This is a genomic window from Xanthomonas sp. LF02-5, assembly GCF_034105325.1.
Classification (GTDB): domain Bacteria; phylum Pseudomonadota; class Gammaproteobacteria; order Xanthomonadales; family Xanthomonadaceae; genus Xanthomonas_A; species Xanthomonas_A sontii.
In genome coordinates this window covers 97,183-111,728 of the sequence record NZ_JAXGGF010000010.1, presented here as the reverse complement: position 1 = coordinate 111,728, position 14,546 = coordinate 97,183, and the positions used below count along the sequence as shown (strand labels likewise).

The window sequence follows — 14,546 nt, the reverse complement described above, 5'->3', positions numbered from 1 at the left end:
AAGCCAAAGCAACGGCAACAGCAGAAACAACGGCAAATACCAAAGCAACAGCAACAGCAACAGCAACAGCAACAGCAACAGCAACAGCAACAAGGCTGTCGCCTTTCTTAGCGCGAGAACACCCACATCTCACAGCTTCGGTCAGCACCAAGCCACATGTGCGGCCAGCGCACAATGGACAGAAGCAACGTTCAAGAGATGGCAGTGAAGCGTAAGACCGGACACTCACTGCGACCGGCCTGAAACACAGCACGTCTACTCACAACAGGCGGTCGTGCGCCTCGCGAAGGACGTGAGCCTCCAGCAGGAATGTCCCACACATCGAGGACGGGGAAAGGAAGGCCGACAATCGGCTTTTCCGATTCCCCATTCCCATTTCCCCACTCCCAGCCTACAGATCAAACCCCAGCAACAACGGATCGTGATCGGAACTGCGCCACGGGCCGGGCAGATCACGCTCGCGGTAACCATCGCTGTCGGGCAGGTCGGCGTTGACGTGCCATTCGGCGGCGCCGCGCAACCGAGCCGCCAGGGTCGGACTCAGCAAGGCATGATCCAGCCGGCCGCTGAGACCGCGATAGACGAAGCTGTAGGGCTGCGCGACATGCGCCTCCTGCAGCGCGTCGCGCCAGCCGGCGTCGCGCAGCAGGCGCAGCGGATCTTCCATCGCATAGGCGTTGAAATCACCGAGCAGCACGCTGGACGTGCTGCCGGTGCCGGTGGGATCGCTGCGCAGCCACGCATCGACGCGGCGCGCCGACTCGGTGCGGGTCGCGTTCCAGCAACCCTGGCCGTCGCCGCGGTCGGCATCGGCGCCACCGGCTTCGCCGCACCCTTTCGACTTGAAGTGGTTGGCCACCACCACGAACGGCGCGCCGTTGCCGTGGCGGAAGGCCTGCGCCAGCGGCACCCGGCTGTGCTCGGCGAACGGGCCGCCTTCCAGCATCGCCGGCTTGCCCACCGGGCTCACCCGCGAGGCGCGGTAGATCAGCCCGACCCGGATCGGGTTGTCGCCGGGGCCGCGCCCGGCGTCGACGAAGCGCCAGTCGCCGCCGCCGGCATTGAGCGCGTCGACCAGGCTGGCGATCGCCGAGGTCGGGCCATAGCCGTCGTTCTCCAGTTCCATCAGTGCGGCGACGTCGGCCTGCAGCGGGCGGATCGTCGCCACCAGCTTGCGCAGCTGCGCCTGGAACTCGGCCGCCGTCCGCGCGCCGCGCAGGGTCGGAAACCCGCCGCCACGGCCGTCGCCGTTGAAGAAGTTCTCCAGGTTGAAGGCGGCGATGCGCAAGGTGCCGTCGACCTGCGGCGGCGCCGGTTCCGGCGGCGGCGTCAGCTGCAGCGCGGCGGTCGGGTACAGCCGTGCCACGCCATCGATCACCCCGCCGACGATGCCCTCCACGTCCTGGACCGTGCTGCCCGCGCGCGGCGGTGCAGCGGCACTCGCCAGATAGTCCGGAAGTTTTGCCGTTGCCGTTGCCGTTGCCGATGTTGATGTCGGCGTCGGCGTCGGCGTCGGCGTCGGCGCACCGAGCGTGCCCAGGCGCAGCCCGCGCCGCGCGTTGTCGGCCACCACCGCCGCCTGCTCGGCGCTGCCGGGCGCGGCCACTTCGCTGGGCTGCCACAGGCGTCCGCCGAAGGCCACGCCCAGTTCGCCGGTCTTGCCCAGCGCATCGTTGTCGACCACGGTCAGCGGCGCGGCGATGCGCACGCGCATGCCGGCCAGCGCCGACCAGTCGGCCGGCGCCGCGTCGAGCACCTGCAGCGGCAAGGGCTGCGCCCGTGCCAGCAGGGTATGCCCTTGCTCCAGCACACTGCGCCCGACGAAAGCCGTGCCGGCCTTGGCCGACGCGGCGGCCTGCGGCGCCAGCTCGCCCCACACCCGCACGCGGTCGCCCGGTGCCAGGCTGCGCTCGGCATCGCCGCGCACCAGCAGCGCGTCGGCGGTCAGCGGATCGTCGTCGCCGGCATCCTGCACCAGGTAGCCGCTGCCGCCGGCTTCCACCCGCGCGGTGACCACGCCCTCGAACACCACGCCCTGCGCCTGCGGCCCCGGGCGCAACTGCCCGATCGGCAGCAGCGTCGGCGGCGTCAGCGCCTGCGCAGCGGGGGCTGCGACCAGCAGCAACAACGACAACAACGATGGCGGCGGCATGCGCATGCGATCACTCTCCTTGTTTGCGCCGGCACGCGACGGGCGCGGAAACGAATGCGCCGCCCGAAGGCGGCGCAGTGGCGTGCGGGAGGCGCAAGGTTACTTCAGGTTGGCCAGCATCCAGTCCACGGTGGCGTGGATCTGCTCCTCGGTCAGCCCGGGATTGCCGCCCTTCGGCGGCATGATGCCGCCGTCGGGGCCGGTGTAGCCCTCGATGGCGTGCTTGTAGAGCGTCTCCTTACCCTGCGCGATGCGCTTGTCCCAATGCGCGTGGTCCAGCGTCGGCGCCTTGCCCACGCCGGTGGTGTGGCAAGCGGTGCACAGGTTGTTGAAGATGGTCTTGCCGTCGGTGGTGCCGCCGTAGGCCGCCTGCGCCGAGGCCTTGGCCAGCGCCGCCGCCTGTGCCGCCGCTTGCGCCGCGGCACCGGTGCTGCCGGCGTAGACCGCGCCGACCGGGGCGATGCGCTCCTCGGTGCGCTTGAGCGCCACCGGCGACACCTCCGGCGGGATGGCCCGCTGCAGGTAATGCGCGAACACGATCAGGCCGAGGGTGATCAGCACCAGCAGGCCGATCACCATCGAGAAGCGCTTGAGAAATTCGAGGTCGTAATTCCGCACATCACACCCCTTTGGCACGTGGTAATCCGGACCACCGCTACGCGACCGAGTATAGCCAGCGTTTGCGCCGCGCGGCACGCCGGGAGCGCACGGAATCGCAGGCGATGCGTGCTGCATCGCAGCAGTTCGGCGCAGGCGGCGCGCCCGGTCGCGCTCAGGCGCTGCCCACCGCACGCAGGCAGAACCCGCACACCGCCTCGACCAGGCGCTCGCTGTCGCGCGGGCCGTCGCGGCTGGGCGCGGTCGGGCCGACCAGGGCCTCGGTGTAGGCGCCGACCAGGCACGCCGCGGCCGCCTCCAGGTCCTGCGCGGGAAACTCCCCCGCGGCCACGCCGTCGGCCAGGATGCCCTTGAACACGTCGCCGAGCAGGCGCCGGCAGCGGATGCGCTCGGCGTCCACCTCCGGTTCCACCGGTTCGGCGATGAAGGCGTAGGCCAGCCCGGGGCCGGCCAGAGCGCGGCGCACGAACGAGGCGATGGCATCGCGCAGGCGCTGCGCGGCCGGCGCTGGCGCCGCGGCGATGGCGCGCAGGATGGTCAGCTCGTGCTCCACGGCGGCGGTCAGCACCTCCACGAACAGCTCGGCCTTGGACGGGAAATGCCGGTAGATCAGCCCGGTGGAGACCCCGGCCTCGGCCGCCACCGCGGTCACCGGGGCGCCGCGGAAGCCGTCGGCGGCGATCAGCCGGCGCGCCGCCAGCAGGATCCGCTGGCGGTTGCCGGCGAGGCGTTCTTCCATCAGGGCGGAGCGTTTGTAGGCCATGGCGTGATTCTAAGTTCAATTAATGAATTTCTGTTCACTTCTTTGCCGTTCCCGGCTACGCTGGGCGCTCTTGCCCGGCGCGGGTCCGATTCTAGGCGCCGCCGGCCATCCGCCATTCCCGGAGTTGCCGCCATGCTGATGCCGTCGTTGAATTTCGAGTTGGGCGAGGAGGTCGACCTGCTGCGCGACAGCGTCGCCGCCTTTGCCGCGCGCGAGATCGCGCCGCTGGCCGAGCAGGCCGACCGCGACAACGCCTTCCCCGCGCCGCTGTGGCGCAAGCTCGGCGAACAGGGCCTGCTCGGCCTCACCGTCGAGGAAGAGTACGGCGGCAGCGCGATGGGCTATCTGGCGCACGTGGTGGCGATGGAGGAGATCTCCCGCGCCTGCGGCGCGATCGGCCTGTCCTACGGCGCGCATTCGAACCTGTGCGTGAACCAGTTGCGCAAGAACGCCAGCCCGGCGCAGAAGGCGCGCTACCTGCCGAAGCTGTGCAGCGGCGAGCACGTCGGCGCGCTGGCGATGAGCGAGCCTGGCGCCGGCTCGGACGTGGTGTCGATGAAGCTGCGCGCCGAGGCGCGCGGCGACCGCTACGTGCTCAACGGCAACAAGATGTGGATCACCAACGGCCCGGACGCCGACGTGCTGGTGGTCTATGCCAAGACCGACCCGAGCGGCGGCGCGCGCGGCATCACCGCGTTCGTGGTCGAGAAGGGCATGCCCGGCTTCAGCACCGCGCAGAAGCTGGACAAGCTCGGCATGCGCGGCTCCAACACCTGCGAACTGGTGTTCCAGGACTGCGAAGTGCCGGCCGAAAACGTGCTGGGCGAGGTCGGCGGCGGCGTGCGCGTGCTGATGTCCGGCCTGGATTACGAGCGCGTGGTGCTGTCCGGCGGCCCGCTGGGGCTGATGGCCGCGGCGCTGGACGTGGTGCTGCCCTACGTGCACGAGCGCCGCCAGTTCGGCGAGCCGATCGGCAGCTTCCAGCTGATGCAGGGCAAGCTGGCCGACATGTACGTGGGCCTCAACGCCTGCCGTGCCTACGTGTATGCGGTGGCGCGCGCCTGCGACGCCGGCCGGACCACCCGCCAGGACGCCGCCGGCGCGATCCTCTACGCCGCCGAGAAGGCCACCTGGCTGACCGGCCAGGCGATCCAGGTGCTGGGCGGCAACGGCTACATCAACGACTATCCGACCGGGCGCCTGTGGCGCGACGCCAAGCTCTACGAGATCGGCGCCGGCACCTCGGAGATCCGGCGCATGCTGATCGGCCGCGAGTTGTTCGAGCGGACCAAGTGATGCCGCGCAGGATGCGCATCGGCCGTAAGGCCGTTCCGACGTCAGCGCGTCGGGGCTGATCCCGCAAAAGGGGACAAGAGCCCCTCCCACATCGGCCGCCTGCCCTTTCCTTCTTTCCACGGTTCTGCCATGAGCGCGATCCAGACCCAGTTGCAACCCGGCAGCGACGCCTTCGCCGCCAATGCCGCCGCGCTGCGCGCGGTGGTCGACGACCTGCACGCCACCCAGGCGCGCATCGCCCTGGGCGGCAGCGAGGCCGCCCGCGCCAAGCACCAGGCCCGCGGCAAGCTGCTGGTACGCGAACGCATCGACGCCCTGCTCGACCCGGGCAGCGCGTTCCTGGAGATCGCGCCGCTGGCCGCGCTGGGCCTGTACGACGACGAGGTGCCGTGCGCCGGCGTGGTTGCCGGCATCGGCCGCGTCTCCGGCGTGGAATGCGTGATCGTCGCCAACGACGCCACGGTCAAGGGCGGCACCTACTACCCGATCACGGTGAAGAAACACCTGCGCGCGCAGGAGATCGCCCAGCAGAACCGGTTGCCGTGCATCTACCTGGTCGATTCCGGCGGCGCGTTCCTGCCGCTGCAGGACGAGGTGTTTCCCGACCGCGACCACTTCGGCCGGATCTTCTACAACCAGGCCAACCTGTCGGCGCAGGGCATCGCCCAGATCGCCTGCGTGATGGGCTCGTGCACCGCCGGCGGCGCCTACGTGCCGGCGATGAGCGACGAGACGGTGATCGTGCGCGAACAGGGCACCATCTTCCTCGGCGGCCCGCCGCTGGTGAAGGCCGCCACCGGCGAGGACGTCAGCGCCGAGGACCTGGGCGGTGCCGACGTGCACACGCGCATCTCCGGCGTGGCCGACCACTTCGCCGACAACGACCTGCAGGCGCTGGCGCGGGTGCGCGCGATCGTCGCCCAGCTCAACTGGCGCAAGCCGCCCCCCGCCCTGGCGCTGCGCACGCCGGAGCCGCCGCTGTATCCGGCCGAGGAGCTGTACGGGGTGATCCCGGCCGACCCACGCAAGCCGTTCGACGTGCGCGAGGTGATCGCGCGGGTGGTGGACGGCTCGCGCCTGGACGAATTCAAGGCGCGCTACGGCACCACGTTGGTCACCGGCTTCGCGCACATCCACGGCTATCCGGTGGGCATCGTCGCCAACAACGGCATCCTGTTCTCCGAGTCGGCGCTGAAGGGCGCGCACTTCATCGAACTGTGCGCGCAGCGCGGCATCCCGCTGGTGTTCCTGCAGAACATCACCGGCTTCATGGTCGGCCGCAAGTACGAGCACGGCGGCATCGCCAAGGACGGCGCCAAGCTGGTGATGGCGGTGGCCTGCGCCAAGGTGCCCAAGTTCACGGTGGTGATCGGCGGTTCGTTCGGCGCCGGCAACTACGGCATGTGCGGCCGCGCGTACTCGCCGAACTTCCTGTGGATGTGGCCGAACGCGCGCATCGGGGTGATGGGCGGGGAGCAGGCGGCGAGCGTGCTGGCGACGGTGCGCCGCGACGGCATCGCGGCCAAGGGCGGGCAGTGGTCGGACGCCGAGGAGACGGCGTTCAAGGCGCCGATCCGCGAGCAGTTCGAGCGCCAGGGTCATCCGTACTACGCCAGTGCGCGGTTGTGGGACGACGGGGTGATCGATCCGGCGCAGACGCGGCGGGTGTTGGGGCTGGGGTTGTCGGCGGCGCTGAACGCGCCGGCGGAGCCGAGCCGGTTCGGGGTGTTCCGGATGTGAGCGGGCGCATGCGCTCGGGGTGGAAGGCGCGTTCGCGCGGGGATCGGCGGTGGTCACGCAGGTGGTCGCTGGCGATGCCGGCAGCAGTGTGTCCGGCGGTGGACGCCACGACCGGCTCCGCGGACGCGCTCGCTGCGACGGCCTCCGCTTTTGCTGCTGCTTTTGCTCCCGCTTTTGCTTTTGCTCCTGCATTTGCTCTTGCTCCTGCATTTGCTCTTGCTCTGCCTTTGACTTACCGGGTCCCCTCGGCGCGGCAGCCGCGGCGGGGAAAAACCCGAAGGGCGGCGCACATGGATGTGCGCCGTTCGCGGCAGGGGCAGAATGCCCCTTCCGCGAATCCCCGCCGTGGCTGCGGACCCGGAGCGCGCAGCGCGGAGGGCGCGCTGCGGGGTGTGCTTTCTTTTGGTTACTTTTCTTTGCACAAGCAAAGAAAAGTGACTCGCCGCCAGGCGAAAGCTTTGCTCTTGCGTTTGCTGCCAGGGTGGCGGCCGCTGAATCGTAGGAGCGGCTTTAGCCGCGACAGACAGAACGGACTCTCGCTGTCGCGGCTGAAGCCGCTCCTACAGATCTTCTCGTCCGACGAAAAAGCTTCAATCAACAGCAGTAGCGACAGCAAAAGCTTTAAAGGCTTTCGCCCTTGCGGGCGAGTTACTTTTCTTTGCTCGCGCAAAGAAAAGGTAACCAAAAGAAAGCGCGCCCTGCCTTCGCGCCCTCCGCGCTGCGCGCTCCGGGTCCGCGTCCATCACGGGGATCCGCGGAAGGGGCATCCTGCCCCTGCCGCGGACGGCGTACATCCATGTACGCCGCCCTTCGGGTTTTTCCCCGCGATGGCCGCCGCTTCGGAAGGGAACCCGGTAAATCAAAAGCCAAAGCGACAGCCAAGGCCAGAGCCAAGCAACGGCAACGGCAACGGCAACGGCAACGGCAACGGCCGGAGCATCCCGCACAACTGCGTGCGTTTCGCGCAACTGCTCGCTCAGCGACCGCAGCATCCCTGACCTCATTTCCAGGCACACGATCATGGCCACCCCCGACCTGCCGACCTTCGACAAGATCCTCATCGCCAATCGCGGCGAGATCGCCTGCCGGGTGATCGCCACCTGCCGCAAGCTCGGCATCGCCACCGTGGCCGTGTATTCCGATGCCGATCGCGACGCGCGCCACGTGCGCCTGGCCGACGAGGCCGTGTACATCGGCGCCGCGCCGGCGCGCGAGAGCTACCTGCGCGGCGAGCGCATCCTCGAGGCCGCGCAACGCAGCGGCGCGCAGGCCATCCATCCCGGGTACGGCTTCCTGTCCGAGAACGCCGAGTTCGCCGAAGCCTGCGCCGCGCGCGGGCTGGTGTTCATCGGGCCGCCGCCGGCGGCGATCCGCGCCATGGGCGACAAGAGTGCGGCCAAGGCGCTGATGCAGGCGGCCGGGGTGCCGCTGACGCCCGGCTATCACGGCGAGCAGCAAGAGCCGGACTTCCTGCGCGCGCAGGCCGCGGCCATTGGCTACCCGGTGCTGATCAAGGCCAGCGCCGGTGGTGGCGGCAAGGGCATGCGTCGGGTCGATCGCGATGAGGACTTTGCCGCCGCGCTCGCCGCCTGCCAGCGCGAGGCGCAGGCCGCGTTCGGCAATGCGCACGTGCTGGTGGAGAAGTACGTGCTGCGGCCGCGGCACATCGAGATCCAGGTGTTCGGCGACACGCACGGCGAACTGGTCTACCTGTTCGAACGCGACTGCTCGGTGCAACGCCGCCACCAGAAGGTGCTGGAAGAGGCGCCCGCACCGGGCATGGACGCGGAACGGCGTGCGGCGATGGGCCAGGCCGCGGTGGAGGCCGCGCGCACGGTCAGTTACGTCGGCGCCGGCACCGTCGAGTTCATCGTGGCGCCCGATGGCGCGTTCTACTTCATGGAAATGAATACCCGCCTGCAGGTGGAGCATCCGGTCACCGAGTGCATCACCGGCACCGACCTGGTGGAGTGGCAGTTGCGCGTGGCCGCCGGGCAGCCGCTGCCGCAGCGCCAGCACGAACTGGCGATCCACGGCCACGCGCTGGAAGCGCGGCTGTACGCCGAAGACCCGGCGCGCGGTTTCCTGCCGTCGATCGGCACGCTGCAGCATCTGCGCCTGCCCGCCGCCGACGCGCATACGCGTGTCGATGCCGGCGTCGAGCAGGGCGATGTGATCGGCCCGCACTACGATCCGATGATCTCCAAGCTGATCGTCTGGGACGTGACCCGCGAGCGCGCGCTGCGGCGCATGCAGGCGGCGCTGGCGGCGTGCCAGGTGGTCGGCGTGTCGACCAATGCCGCGTTCCTGCAGCGCCTGGTCGGCACCAGCGCGTTCGCGCAGGCGGACCTGGACACCGCGCTGATCGAGCGCGAGCACGCCGCCTTGTTCGACACCCCCGTCCCGACCACCGACGCGCTGTGGAGCCTGGCCGCGCTGGCCTGGCAACTGCACGAGCACGCGTCGGCGGCGCAGACTGCCGATCCGCACTCGCCGTGGGATCTGCGCGACGGCTGGCGGCTGGGCGCGCCGGCGCCGCGTGCGCTGACCCTGCAGCACGGCGAAACGCAACGCACGTTGCAGCTGACCGCGCATGCCGGCGGCTGGCGGATCCACGCCGCGCCGGCGCAGGAGCCGCTCGAGGCGAGCGGCCAGTTGCGCGACGGGCGCCTGTCCGCGTTTCTCGGCACACAGCGGGTGCAGGCCGATGCGGTGTTCGCCGGCACGCAACTGCACCTGTTCGTCGACGGCCACGGCTACCTGTTCGAACGCCACGACCCGGTCGCCGAGGCCGACCAGCCGGCGGTGGAAGGCGGCGGCCTGACCGCGCCGATGCCGGGGCGCATCGTCGCCCTGCTGGTCGCGCCCGGCACCCAGGTGCGCCGCGGCACGCCGCTGCTGGTGCTGGAGGCGATGAAGATGGAGCACACCCTGCAGGCGCCGGCCGACGGCACCGTGCAGGGCTTTCGCGTACGCGAGGGCGAGCTGGTCGGCGACGGCGTGGCGCTGCTGGACTTCGAAGCGGCCTGAGCGTCGCCGACCGCCAAGCCGCGGTCGCCAAGGCCGCGGCTTGGCGTCACACTCGGCGCTGGTCCATCGTCCTGCACGCGCCATGAAACTCACCGCCCACGTTCTCGACGGCCACACCCTCGACGTGCGCCCTGCGCCGCGCGAGCGGCCGTGGATGGACCAGACCGCCGAGCGCTACGCCTACCGCTGCCTGCCGCTGGACATCGCCAACGCGCATGGCTGGGAACTGCTGTGCCAGACCGCGTTCGAGGCCGAGTGGAACGGCGGCAACGCGCTCGACGACCTGCGCGTGCAGCCGGCACCTGGGACGCACGCGCCGGCGGTCAGCCACTTCGGCTATGGCGTGCTCACCTTCCACGTGCCGTGCCTGTTCCGCACCGAGGCCGGCGTGGACCTGTACGTCACCGCGCCGGTGAATCGGCCCAAGGACGGCATCGCCGGGCTCACCGGGCTGATCGAGACCGACTGGAGTCCGTACACCTTCACCATGAACTGGCAGTTCACCAGGCCCGGCCGGGTCCGGTTCGAGGCCGGCGAGCCGTTCTGCCACTTCTTCCCGGTGCAGCGACGGGTGCTGGCCGAGACCCAGCCGCGCTGGCAGCCGTTGTCGCAGACGCCGGAGCTGGAGCGCGAGCACCAGGCGTGGATGCGCAGCCGTGGCCAGTTCCTGCACGACCTGGAGCAGCCCGATTCCAACGCCAGCCGCGAGGGCTGGCAGCGCAGCTATTTCCGTGGACCGGCGCCGGGGCAGTGCCCGGCCGGCGTGGAGCACCGGGTGAAACTGCGGCTGGCGCCGTTCGCCCGCAGCGACGACGCGGAGTGAGGACCGCTCAGCGCACGTGGCGCTGGCGCACACGGGTGGACAGGCGGAACACGCCGTAGGCCAGCAGCATGCCCAGGATACCGGCCACGGCATGCGCCCAGTCAAACACGCGCGGACCGATCCCACCGACCTGGTCGCCCCACAGGTTGAACAGCACCAGGACGATCACGGTCAGCCCCAGCCCGGCGAGGAACGCGGCGCGGTTGGCGCCCAGCGCGTAGAACAGGAACGGCAGGCCCAGCCCGACCAGGAAATGCACCGGGAAGAAGTACACCGAACCGTACGGGCGCAGCAGCGACCAGACGATGGCGGCGAAGACCGCGACGAAGGCAAACAGACCCAGCGACAGGGCGCGGGTCTTGGCGGAGGAAAGACGTGGCTCGGTCATGCGTCACCTGCAGGCAATTGGCGACCGTAACGGAGTGCGGATCACGGCCCGGTCAAGACCCCGCGTTGCCCACGCGGCTGCAGACGCTCAACGCGAAGATCGGCACCACTGCCGTTCGCACGGCACGCCGTCGTGGTTGCCGTCCATCTCCACACCCGGGCAGTGCTGCAGGAAGTACACCGCTTCGTCGCACGAGGTCATCTGCGCGCAGTGCGTGCGGCCGTCGCAGTGGAAGGCAGGCGCCGTCGTGGGCGCGGTGGGCGCTGACGACCCCGGCGCCGAGGGTGCCGCAGGGCTTGCCTGCGGTGCCGCCACGAAGCGCAGCGCCGCGTAGGCCGCGATCGCGAGCACCGCCAGCAGCATCAGCACGCCGAGCCAGAGACCGCGACGCGGACGCGGTGCCGCACGCGCGGGCGATGCCGGTGCCCGACCGGGACGCATCACCCGCATGGCCCGCGGCCGTCCCTGCGCGTCGTGCTCCAGGTCGAAGGAGATCAGTTCGCCCACCCGCGGGGGAACGCCGTCGGCAGGAAACGCCGCGCGTTGCACCTCGGCTTCGGTCTCACGATGGGCAAGGCGCACCCGGCCGCAGCCGCGCTCCTCGCTCCACTGAATCAAGGTCCCGTGCGTGCGCATGGCGTCACCGCAAGAAAGTGCATCGCCGCGGAGGACGCCGCCGTGCCCGGTGCGTCCACCGTCCCCACCGCGCCTGCTCCCGCCAGGCGCGGCCCCGCGTGCAGCATGCCATGGCTGTGGCCTGCGTGCCGACCGGCCACCTGCTGCAGGCGCGGTCGCGCGACGGCCGGTCAGCCACGCGCCGCGGCGACGCCGGCGGTCGCAACTGTCTACCACCGGCGGCGCGGCGCTCGCTAGAGTCCGAAGCGTCGAGCAACGCCGACGCCCGCTCCCACGCGCGGTTGGCGATCGATGCGCAACCCGGCATCGCGGCCGCCGCAGGGCGCCGCCCCCGCAGCATTCGTCCCCCGATGCTGCCCTGCCGGGCCCGCGCGTTTCCCCCACGCTCGACGCGACAACCGTCTTCAACGCAGTTGCCTTCCACACGGGGTCAGGAGAGCGACATGGACATGTCTTCGGTCCGCTAGGCCGTTTCACGCATCCACAGCAGCGCCGCCGCGTCTCCACGGTGGCGGTGGATGCTGCACTTCCCATCGCGTCTCTCGCTTCGTCTGCGCGCGCAGGCGGATGCGTACGCCCGTGCCTGCGCGCGGCCCTGGCGCGACGGGAATCCTTTCACCGCGGCCGCGCAGCAGCGCGGGCGTGCGGCCGGTCCGGGGCCAGGGGTTGTCCGGACACAGGACGCGGCATCGCCCGCACGCACCGACGCACACGACCGGAGGTCCATCATGCAACTGCCCCATCCACGCATTCTCGCCATCGCCACCGTGCTGACCCTTGCCAGCGGCGCCGCCTCCGCCGGGCGCTTTCCGGATTTCGGCTACGCGCCGCCCTCCACCTACAAGGGGCCGCTGTTCCAGCTCAGCCAGGACTATCCGCAGCAACCGCCCAGCGGCCCGTTGCCGGCGTTCTTCCAGAAGCTGCCCAAGCCGCTGAGCAACAACTTCGAAGCCTGGCGCGGCTACGCCGATGCCGTGAAGGCCTACTGCCTGGAAGGCAACGTCGAAAGCGACTGGTACGTGCAGAACAACAAGGTGCGGCGCTGGTACCACGCGCCCTGGCAGCACTACGGCCCGCTCGGACGCGAAGGCGTGCATGGGCTGACCAAGGAAGCGCAGATCCAGGTCAAGCAACTGGCGCCGACCCAGCTCACCACCGGCCAGACCTTCGCGGTCGGCATCTACAACGATGTCGGCGCCTACACCTTCGGCCAGGTGTGGAAGGATCCGCAGAACCCGGATCCGAGCTTCACCACCAAGCCCAACACCTTCCGCGACGGCACCGTGGTGTGCAAGGCGCTGTTCGCCGACGTGGACCTGAGCCAGGTGCCGTTCCTGCAGAACCCGGTGCTGTGGAACGCCTGGGTCACCAACAGCTTCAAGTCCGCCGACCGCGCGTTCAAGCAGGTGGCGCTGATCCAGATGGATTTCGCCGTGCGCGACAGCCGCGTCCCCGGCACCGGCTGGATCTTCGGCACCTTCCAGTACAACGGCGCGGTCAGCGGCAAGCCCGGCTGGCAGAACCTGGTGCCGGTGGGCGTGATGTTCGGCAACGATCCGCAGAACACCGGCGACGACTACACCAACAAGCAGCCGACCCAGACCCGGATCAATCCGCGCATCCTGCAGTCGGCGATCAACACCAGGCCGGAACTGCCGCCGACCCACCTGGGCTGGAACGGCCGCCTCAACGGCCCGGTGGACAATCCGATCAGCTCCTGCATGAGTTGCCACATGACCGCCGAATCGCCGCAGCTCTCGCCGATGAACCCCACCTTCCAGGCGCCAGACAAGGTGCCGCCGGTCGGTTCCAAGGAATGGATGCGCTGGTTCCAGAACATCCCGGCCGGACAGCCCTTCGACGCCGCGGCCAAGAGCACCGACTACAGCCTGCAGTTGGCCGGCGGCATCGCCAACTTCTACGACTGGAAGTGCACCCAGGACGGCGTGTTCGTCAGCGGCGGCAACCTGTGCGAGCAGAGCAAGACCTCGCTGAAACTGATGCGCTCCACCACGCCGCCGCCGACCGTGTACCCGGTCGAGCGTGGGGTGAGCAACCAGGAGCTGGAGTAAGCACCGCAACACCGTGCCTGCCGCGTGCCGTCCTATGGCGCCTGCAGGCACGGCCTGTGCCGAGTGCGGCGCAAGGCGCAGCAATGAGCGGCGTCAGACGTGCTGCCGCCTGCGCTCGCTCAGCCGATCTGCTGGCCGACCCACCAGGTCGTGCCGCCTGGGTCGCGGAAGCCGCCACGCCGGTCCGGATCGTCCTTCTGCACCGGCGCCTGCACCGCCGTGGCACCGGCAGCCAGCGCACGCTGGTAGGTCGCATCCACATCGCGCACGTAGACGTGCACATGCGCCGGCACCGCCGACCAGCCCTCGACCGCATCGCAGAACATCACCACGGTGTCGTCGATGCGCACCTCGCCGTGGGCGAGCAGGCCACCCTCGCCGGGAATCTGCCGCAAGGGTTCGGCGTCGAACACCGCGACCAGGAACGCGATGGTCCGCTGCGCGCCATCGACAATGAGATACGGCGAGACCGAGGTGTAGCGCTCTGGCTTGAACGACATGAAGAACTCCCGAGGGTCGAGTGTCGCAGGCAGGTCGACGTGTGCGGTGGTGAAGCGCCTCATGCAACGTGCGGCGATGCCAAAAGGCCACTGCGCCGCGGCGTGCAGCCGCGCTCACAGCGCGCACGTGCTGAGCCGCGCGGCCAGGGTAAAGGGGACCGTGCCCAGGTCGTCCAGGCCTTCGACATCGAACGCATACACGCCCTTGGCCACGAGCGTCAGTTGCCCGTCGCGCGAGAGGTTGAAGGTCAGCGTGTCGACATCGACCGGGTGGTGCGCGCCGGCCAGGTAAAGTGCGCCGTCGATGTAGCCGTCCTGCGGGTTGCGTGGAAAGTCGAAGCGCTGGCCGGCCAGCTCGCCGAGCCTGAGCGACGGCAGCGCGATGCCGTCCAGGCGGATCGCGGTGTCCACGATCTCGCCGGCGTGCAGGAACGGGCGCAGCAGGATCTCCAGCGAGGCGGCGCCCGGGAGGCCGGACAGGATCGCGTGGCGCGGCTTCAGTTCGCTGGGCGAGAACGTCGACATCGC

General features: G+C 69.9%; 12 protein-coding genes. 5 read left to right on the top strand and 7 right to left on the bottom strand.

Translation table 11 applies throughout. The features are described from left to right. Nucleotides 1-391 precede the first annotated feature (391 nt). The 3 genes from SLW52_RS20175 to SLW52_RS20165 all read right to left on the bottom strand — a co-directional run bounded on the left by SLW52_RS20175 (nucleotide 392) and on the right by SLW52_RS20165 (nucleotide 3,533). Nucleotides 392-2,158, bottom strand: a complete 1,767-nt coding sequence (locus tag SLW52_RS20175; RefSeq protein ID WP_320744259.1) for an ExeM/NucH family extracellular endonuclease — start codon at nucleotides 2,156-2,158, stop codon at nucleotides 392-394. A 93-nt stretch (nucleotides 2,159-2,251) separates the two neighbouring features. Next, entirely contained in the window at nucleotides 2,252-2,770 is a 519-nt protein-coding gene (locus SLW52_RS20170) for a c-type cytochrome (protein WP_017915253.1), read from the bottom strand. Between the two features lie 154 nt (nucleotides 2,771-2,924). Further along, nucleotides 2,925-3,533: a TetR/AcrR family transcriptional regulator gene (locus tag SLW52_RS20165; protein ID WP_017909842.1), complete on the bottom strand. Its 609-nt coding sequence runs from the start codon at nucleotides 3,531-3,533 to the stop codon at nucleotides 2,925-2,927. 132 nt (nucleotides 3,534-3,665) lie between these two features. On the opposite strand from SLW52_RS20165, the gene SLW52_RS20160 reads away from it, so the two are divergent. The 4 genes from SLW52_RS20160 (at nucleotide 3,666) to SLW52_RS20145 (ending at nucleotide 10,422) form a co-directional block, all read left to right on the top strand. Beyond that, entirely contained in the window at nucleotides 3,666-4,829 is a 1,164-nt protein-coding gene (locus SLW52_RS20160) for an isovaleryl-CoA dehydrogenase (protein WP_010341368.1), read from the top strand. A gap of 129 nt (nucleotides 4,830-4,958) precedes the next feature. Continuing rightward, nucleotides 4,959-6,569: a carboxyl transferase domain-containing protein gene (locus SLW52_RS20155; protein ID WP_152235935.1), complete on the top strand. Its 1,611-nt coding sequence runs from the start codon at nucleotides 4,959-4,961 to the stop codon at nucleotides 6,567-6,569. A 1,020-nt stretch (nucleotides 6,570-7,589) separates the two neighbouring features. After that, nucleotides 7,590-9,599, top strand: a complete 2,010-nt coding sequence (locus SLW52_RS20150) for an acetyl/propionyl/methylcrotonyl-CoA carboxylase subunit alpha (protein ID WP_320741103.1) — start codon at nucleotides 7,590-7,592, stop codon at nucleotides 9,597-9,599. A gap of 82 nt (nucleotides 9,600-9,681) precedes the next feature. Next, the gene (locus SLW52_RS20145; protein ID WP_152235933.1) at nucleotides 9,682-10,422 is read left to right on the top strand and encodes a DUF6065 family protein; all 741 of its coding nucleotides are present in this window, start codon (nucleotides 9,682-9,684) and stop codon (nucleotides 10,420-10,422) included. A 7-nt stretch (nucleotides 10,423-10,429) separates the two neighbouring features. Here SLW52_RS20145 and SLW52_RS20140 read toward each other — a convergent pair whose 3' ends face one another. Further along, on the bottom strand, nucleotides 10,430-10,810 hold the full coding sequence (locus SLW52_RS20140) for a hypothetical protein (protein WP_152235932.1): 381 nt from the start codon (nucleotides 10,808-10,810) through the stop codon (nucleotides 10,430-10,432). An 87-nt stretch (nucleotides 10,811-10,897) separates the two neighbouring features. Beyond that, a complete protein-coding gene (locus SLW52_RS20135; protein WP_320741099.1) occupies nucleotides 10,898-11,446 on the bottom strand; it encodes an excalibur calcium-binding domain-containing protein in 549 nt (182 codons plus the stop codon). Between the two features lie 728 nt (nucleotides 11,447-12,174). On the opposite strand from SLW52_RS20135, the gene SLW52_RS20130 reads away from it, so the two are divergent. Then, a complete protein-coding gene (locus SLW52_RS20130) occupies nucleotides 12,175-13,518 on the top strand; it encodes a hypothetical protein (RefSeq protein ID WP_152235930.1) in 1,344 nt (447 codons plus the stop codon). A 119-nt stretch (nucleotides 13,519-13,637) separates the two neighbouring features. Here the strand turns inward: SLW52_RS20130 and SLW52_RS20125 are convergent, their stop codons facing one another. After that, nucleotides 13,638-14,018, bottom strand: a complete 381-nt coding sequence (locus SLW52_RS20125) for a VOC family protein (protein WP_152239874.1) — start codon at nucleotides 14,016-14,018, stop codon at nucleotides 13,638-13,640. A gap of 114 nt (nucleotides 14,019-14,132) precedes the next feature. Continuing rightward, complete coding sequence (locus tag SLW52_RS20120; protein WP_152235928.1) at nucleotides 14,133-14,543, bottom strand: hypothetical protein; 411 nt, start codon at nucleotides 14,541-14,543, stop codon at nucleotides 14,133-14,135. Nucleotides 14,544-14,546: the final 3 nt, after the last annotated feature.

Bases quoted from the DNA above. Each gene is read 5' to 3' on its own strand.
- SLW52_RS20150 (WP_320741103.1), top strand. From the start codon at position 7,590: ATGGCCACCCCCGACCTGCCGACCTTCGACAAGATCCTCATCGCCAAT.
- SLW52_RS20120 (WP_152235928.1), bottom strand. From the start codon at position 14,543: ATGTCGACGTTCTCGCCCAGCGAACTGAAGCCGCGCCACGCGATCCTG.
- SLW52_RS20145 (WP_152235933.1), top strand. From the start codon at position 9,682: ATGAAACTCACCGCCCACGTTCTCGACGGCCACACCCTCGACGTGCGC.
- SLW52_RS20155 (WP_152235935.1), top strand. From the start codon at position 4,959: ATGAGCGCGATCCAGACCCAGTTGCAACCCGGCAGCGACGCCTTCGCC.
- SLW52_RS20175 (WP_320744259.1), bottom strand. From the start codon at position 2,158: ATGCGCATGCCGCCGCCATCGTTGTTGTCGTTGTTGCTGCTGGTCGCA.
- SLW52_RS20160 (WP_010341368.1), top strand. From the start codon at position 3,666: ATGCTGATGCCGTCGTTGAATTTCGAGTTGGGCGAGGAGGTCGACCTG.
- SLW52_RS20130 (WP_152235930.1), top strand. From the start codon at position 12,175: ATGCAACTGCCCCATCCACGCATTCTCGCCATCGCCACCGTGCTGACC.
- SLW52_RS20125 (WP_152239874.1), bottom strand. From the start codon at position 14,018: ATGTCGTTCAAGCCAGAGCGCTACACCTCGGTCTCGCCGTATCTCATT.
- SLW52_RS20135 (WP_320741099.1), bottom strand. From the start codon at position 11,446: ATGCGCACGCACGGGACCTTGATTCAGTGGAGCGAGGAGCGCGGCTGC.
- SLW52_RS20140 (WP_152235932.1), bottom strand. From the start codon at position 10,810: ATGACCGAGCCACGTCTTTCCTCCGCCAAGACCCGCGCCCTGTCGCTG.
- SLW52_RS20165 (WP_017909842.1), bottom strand. From the start codon at position 3,533: ATGGCCTACAAACGCTCCGCCCTGATGGAAGAACGCCTCGCCGGCAAC.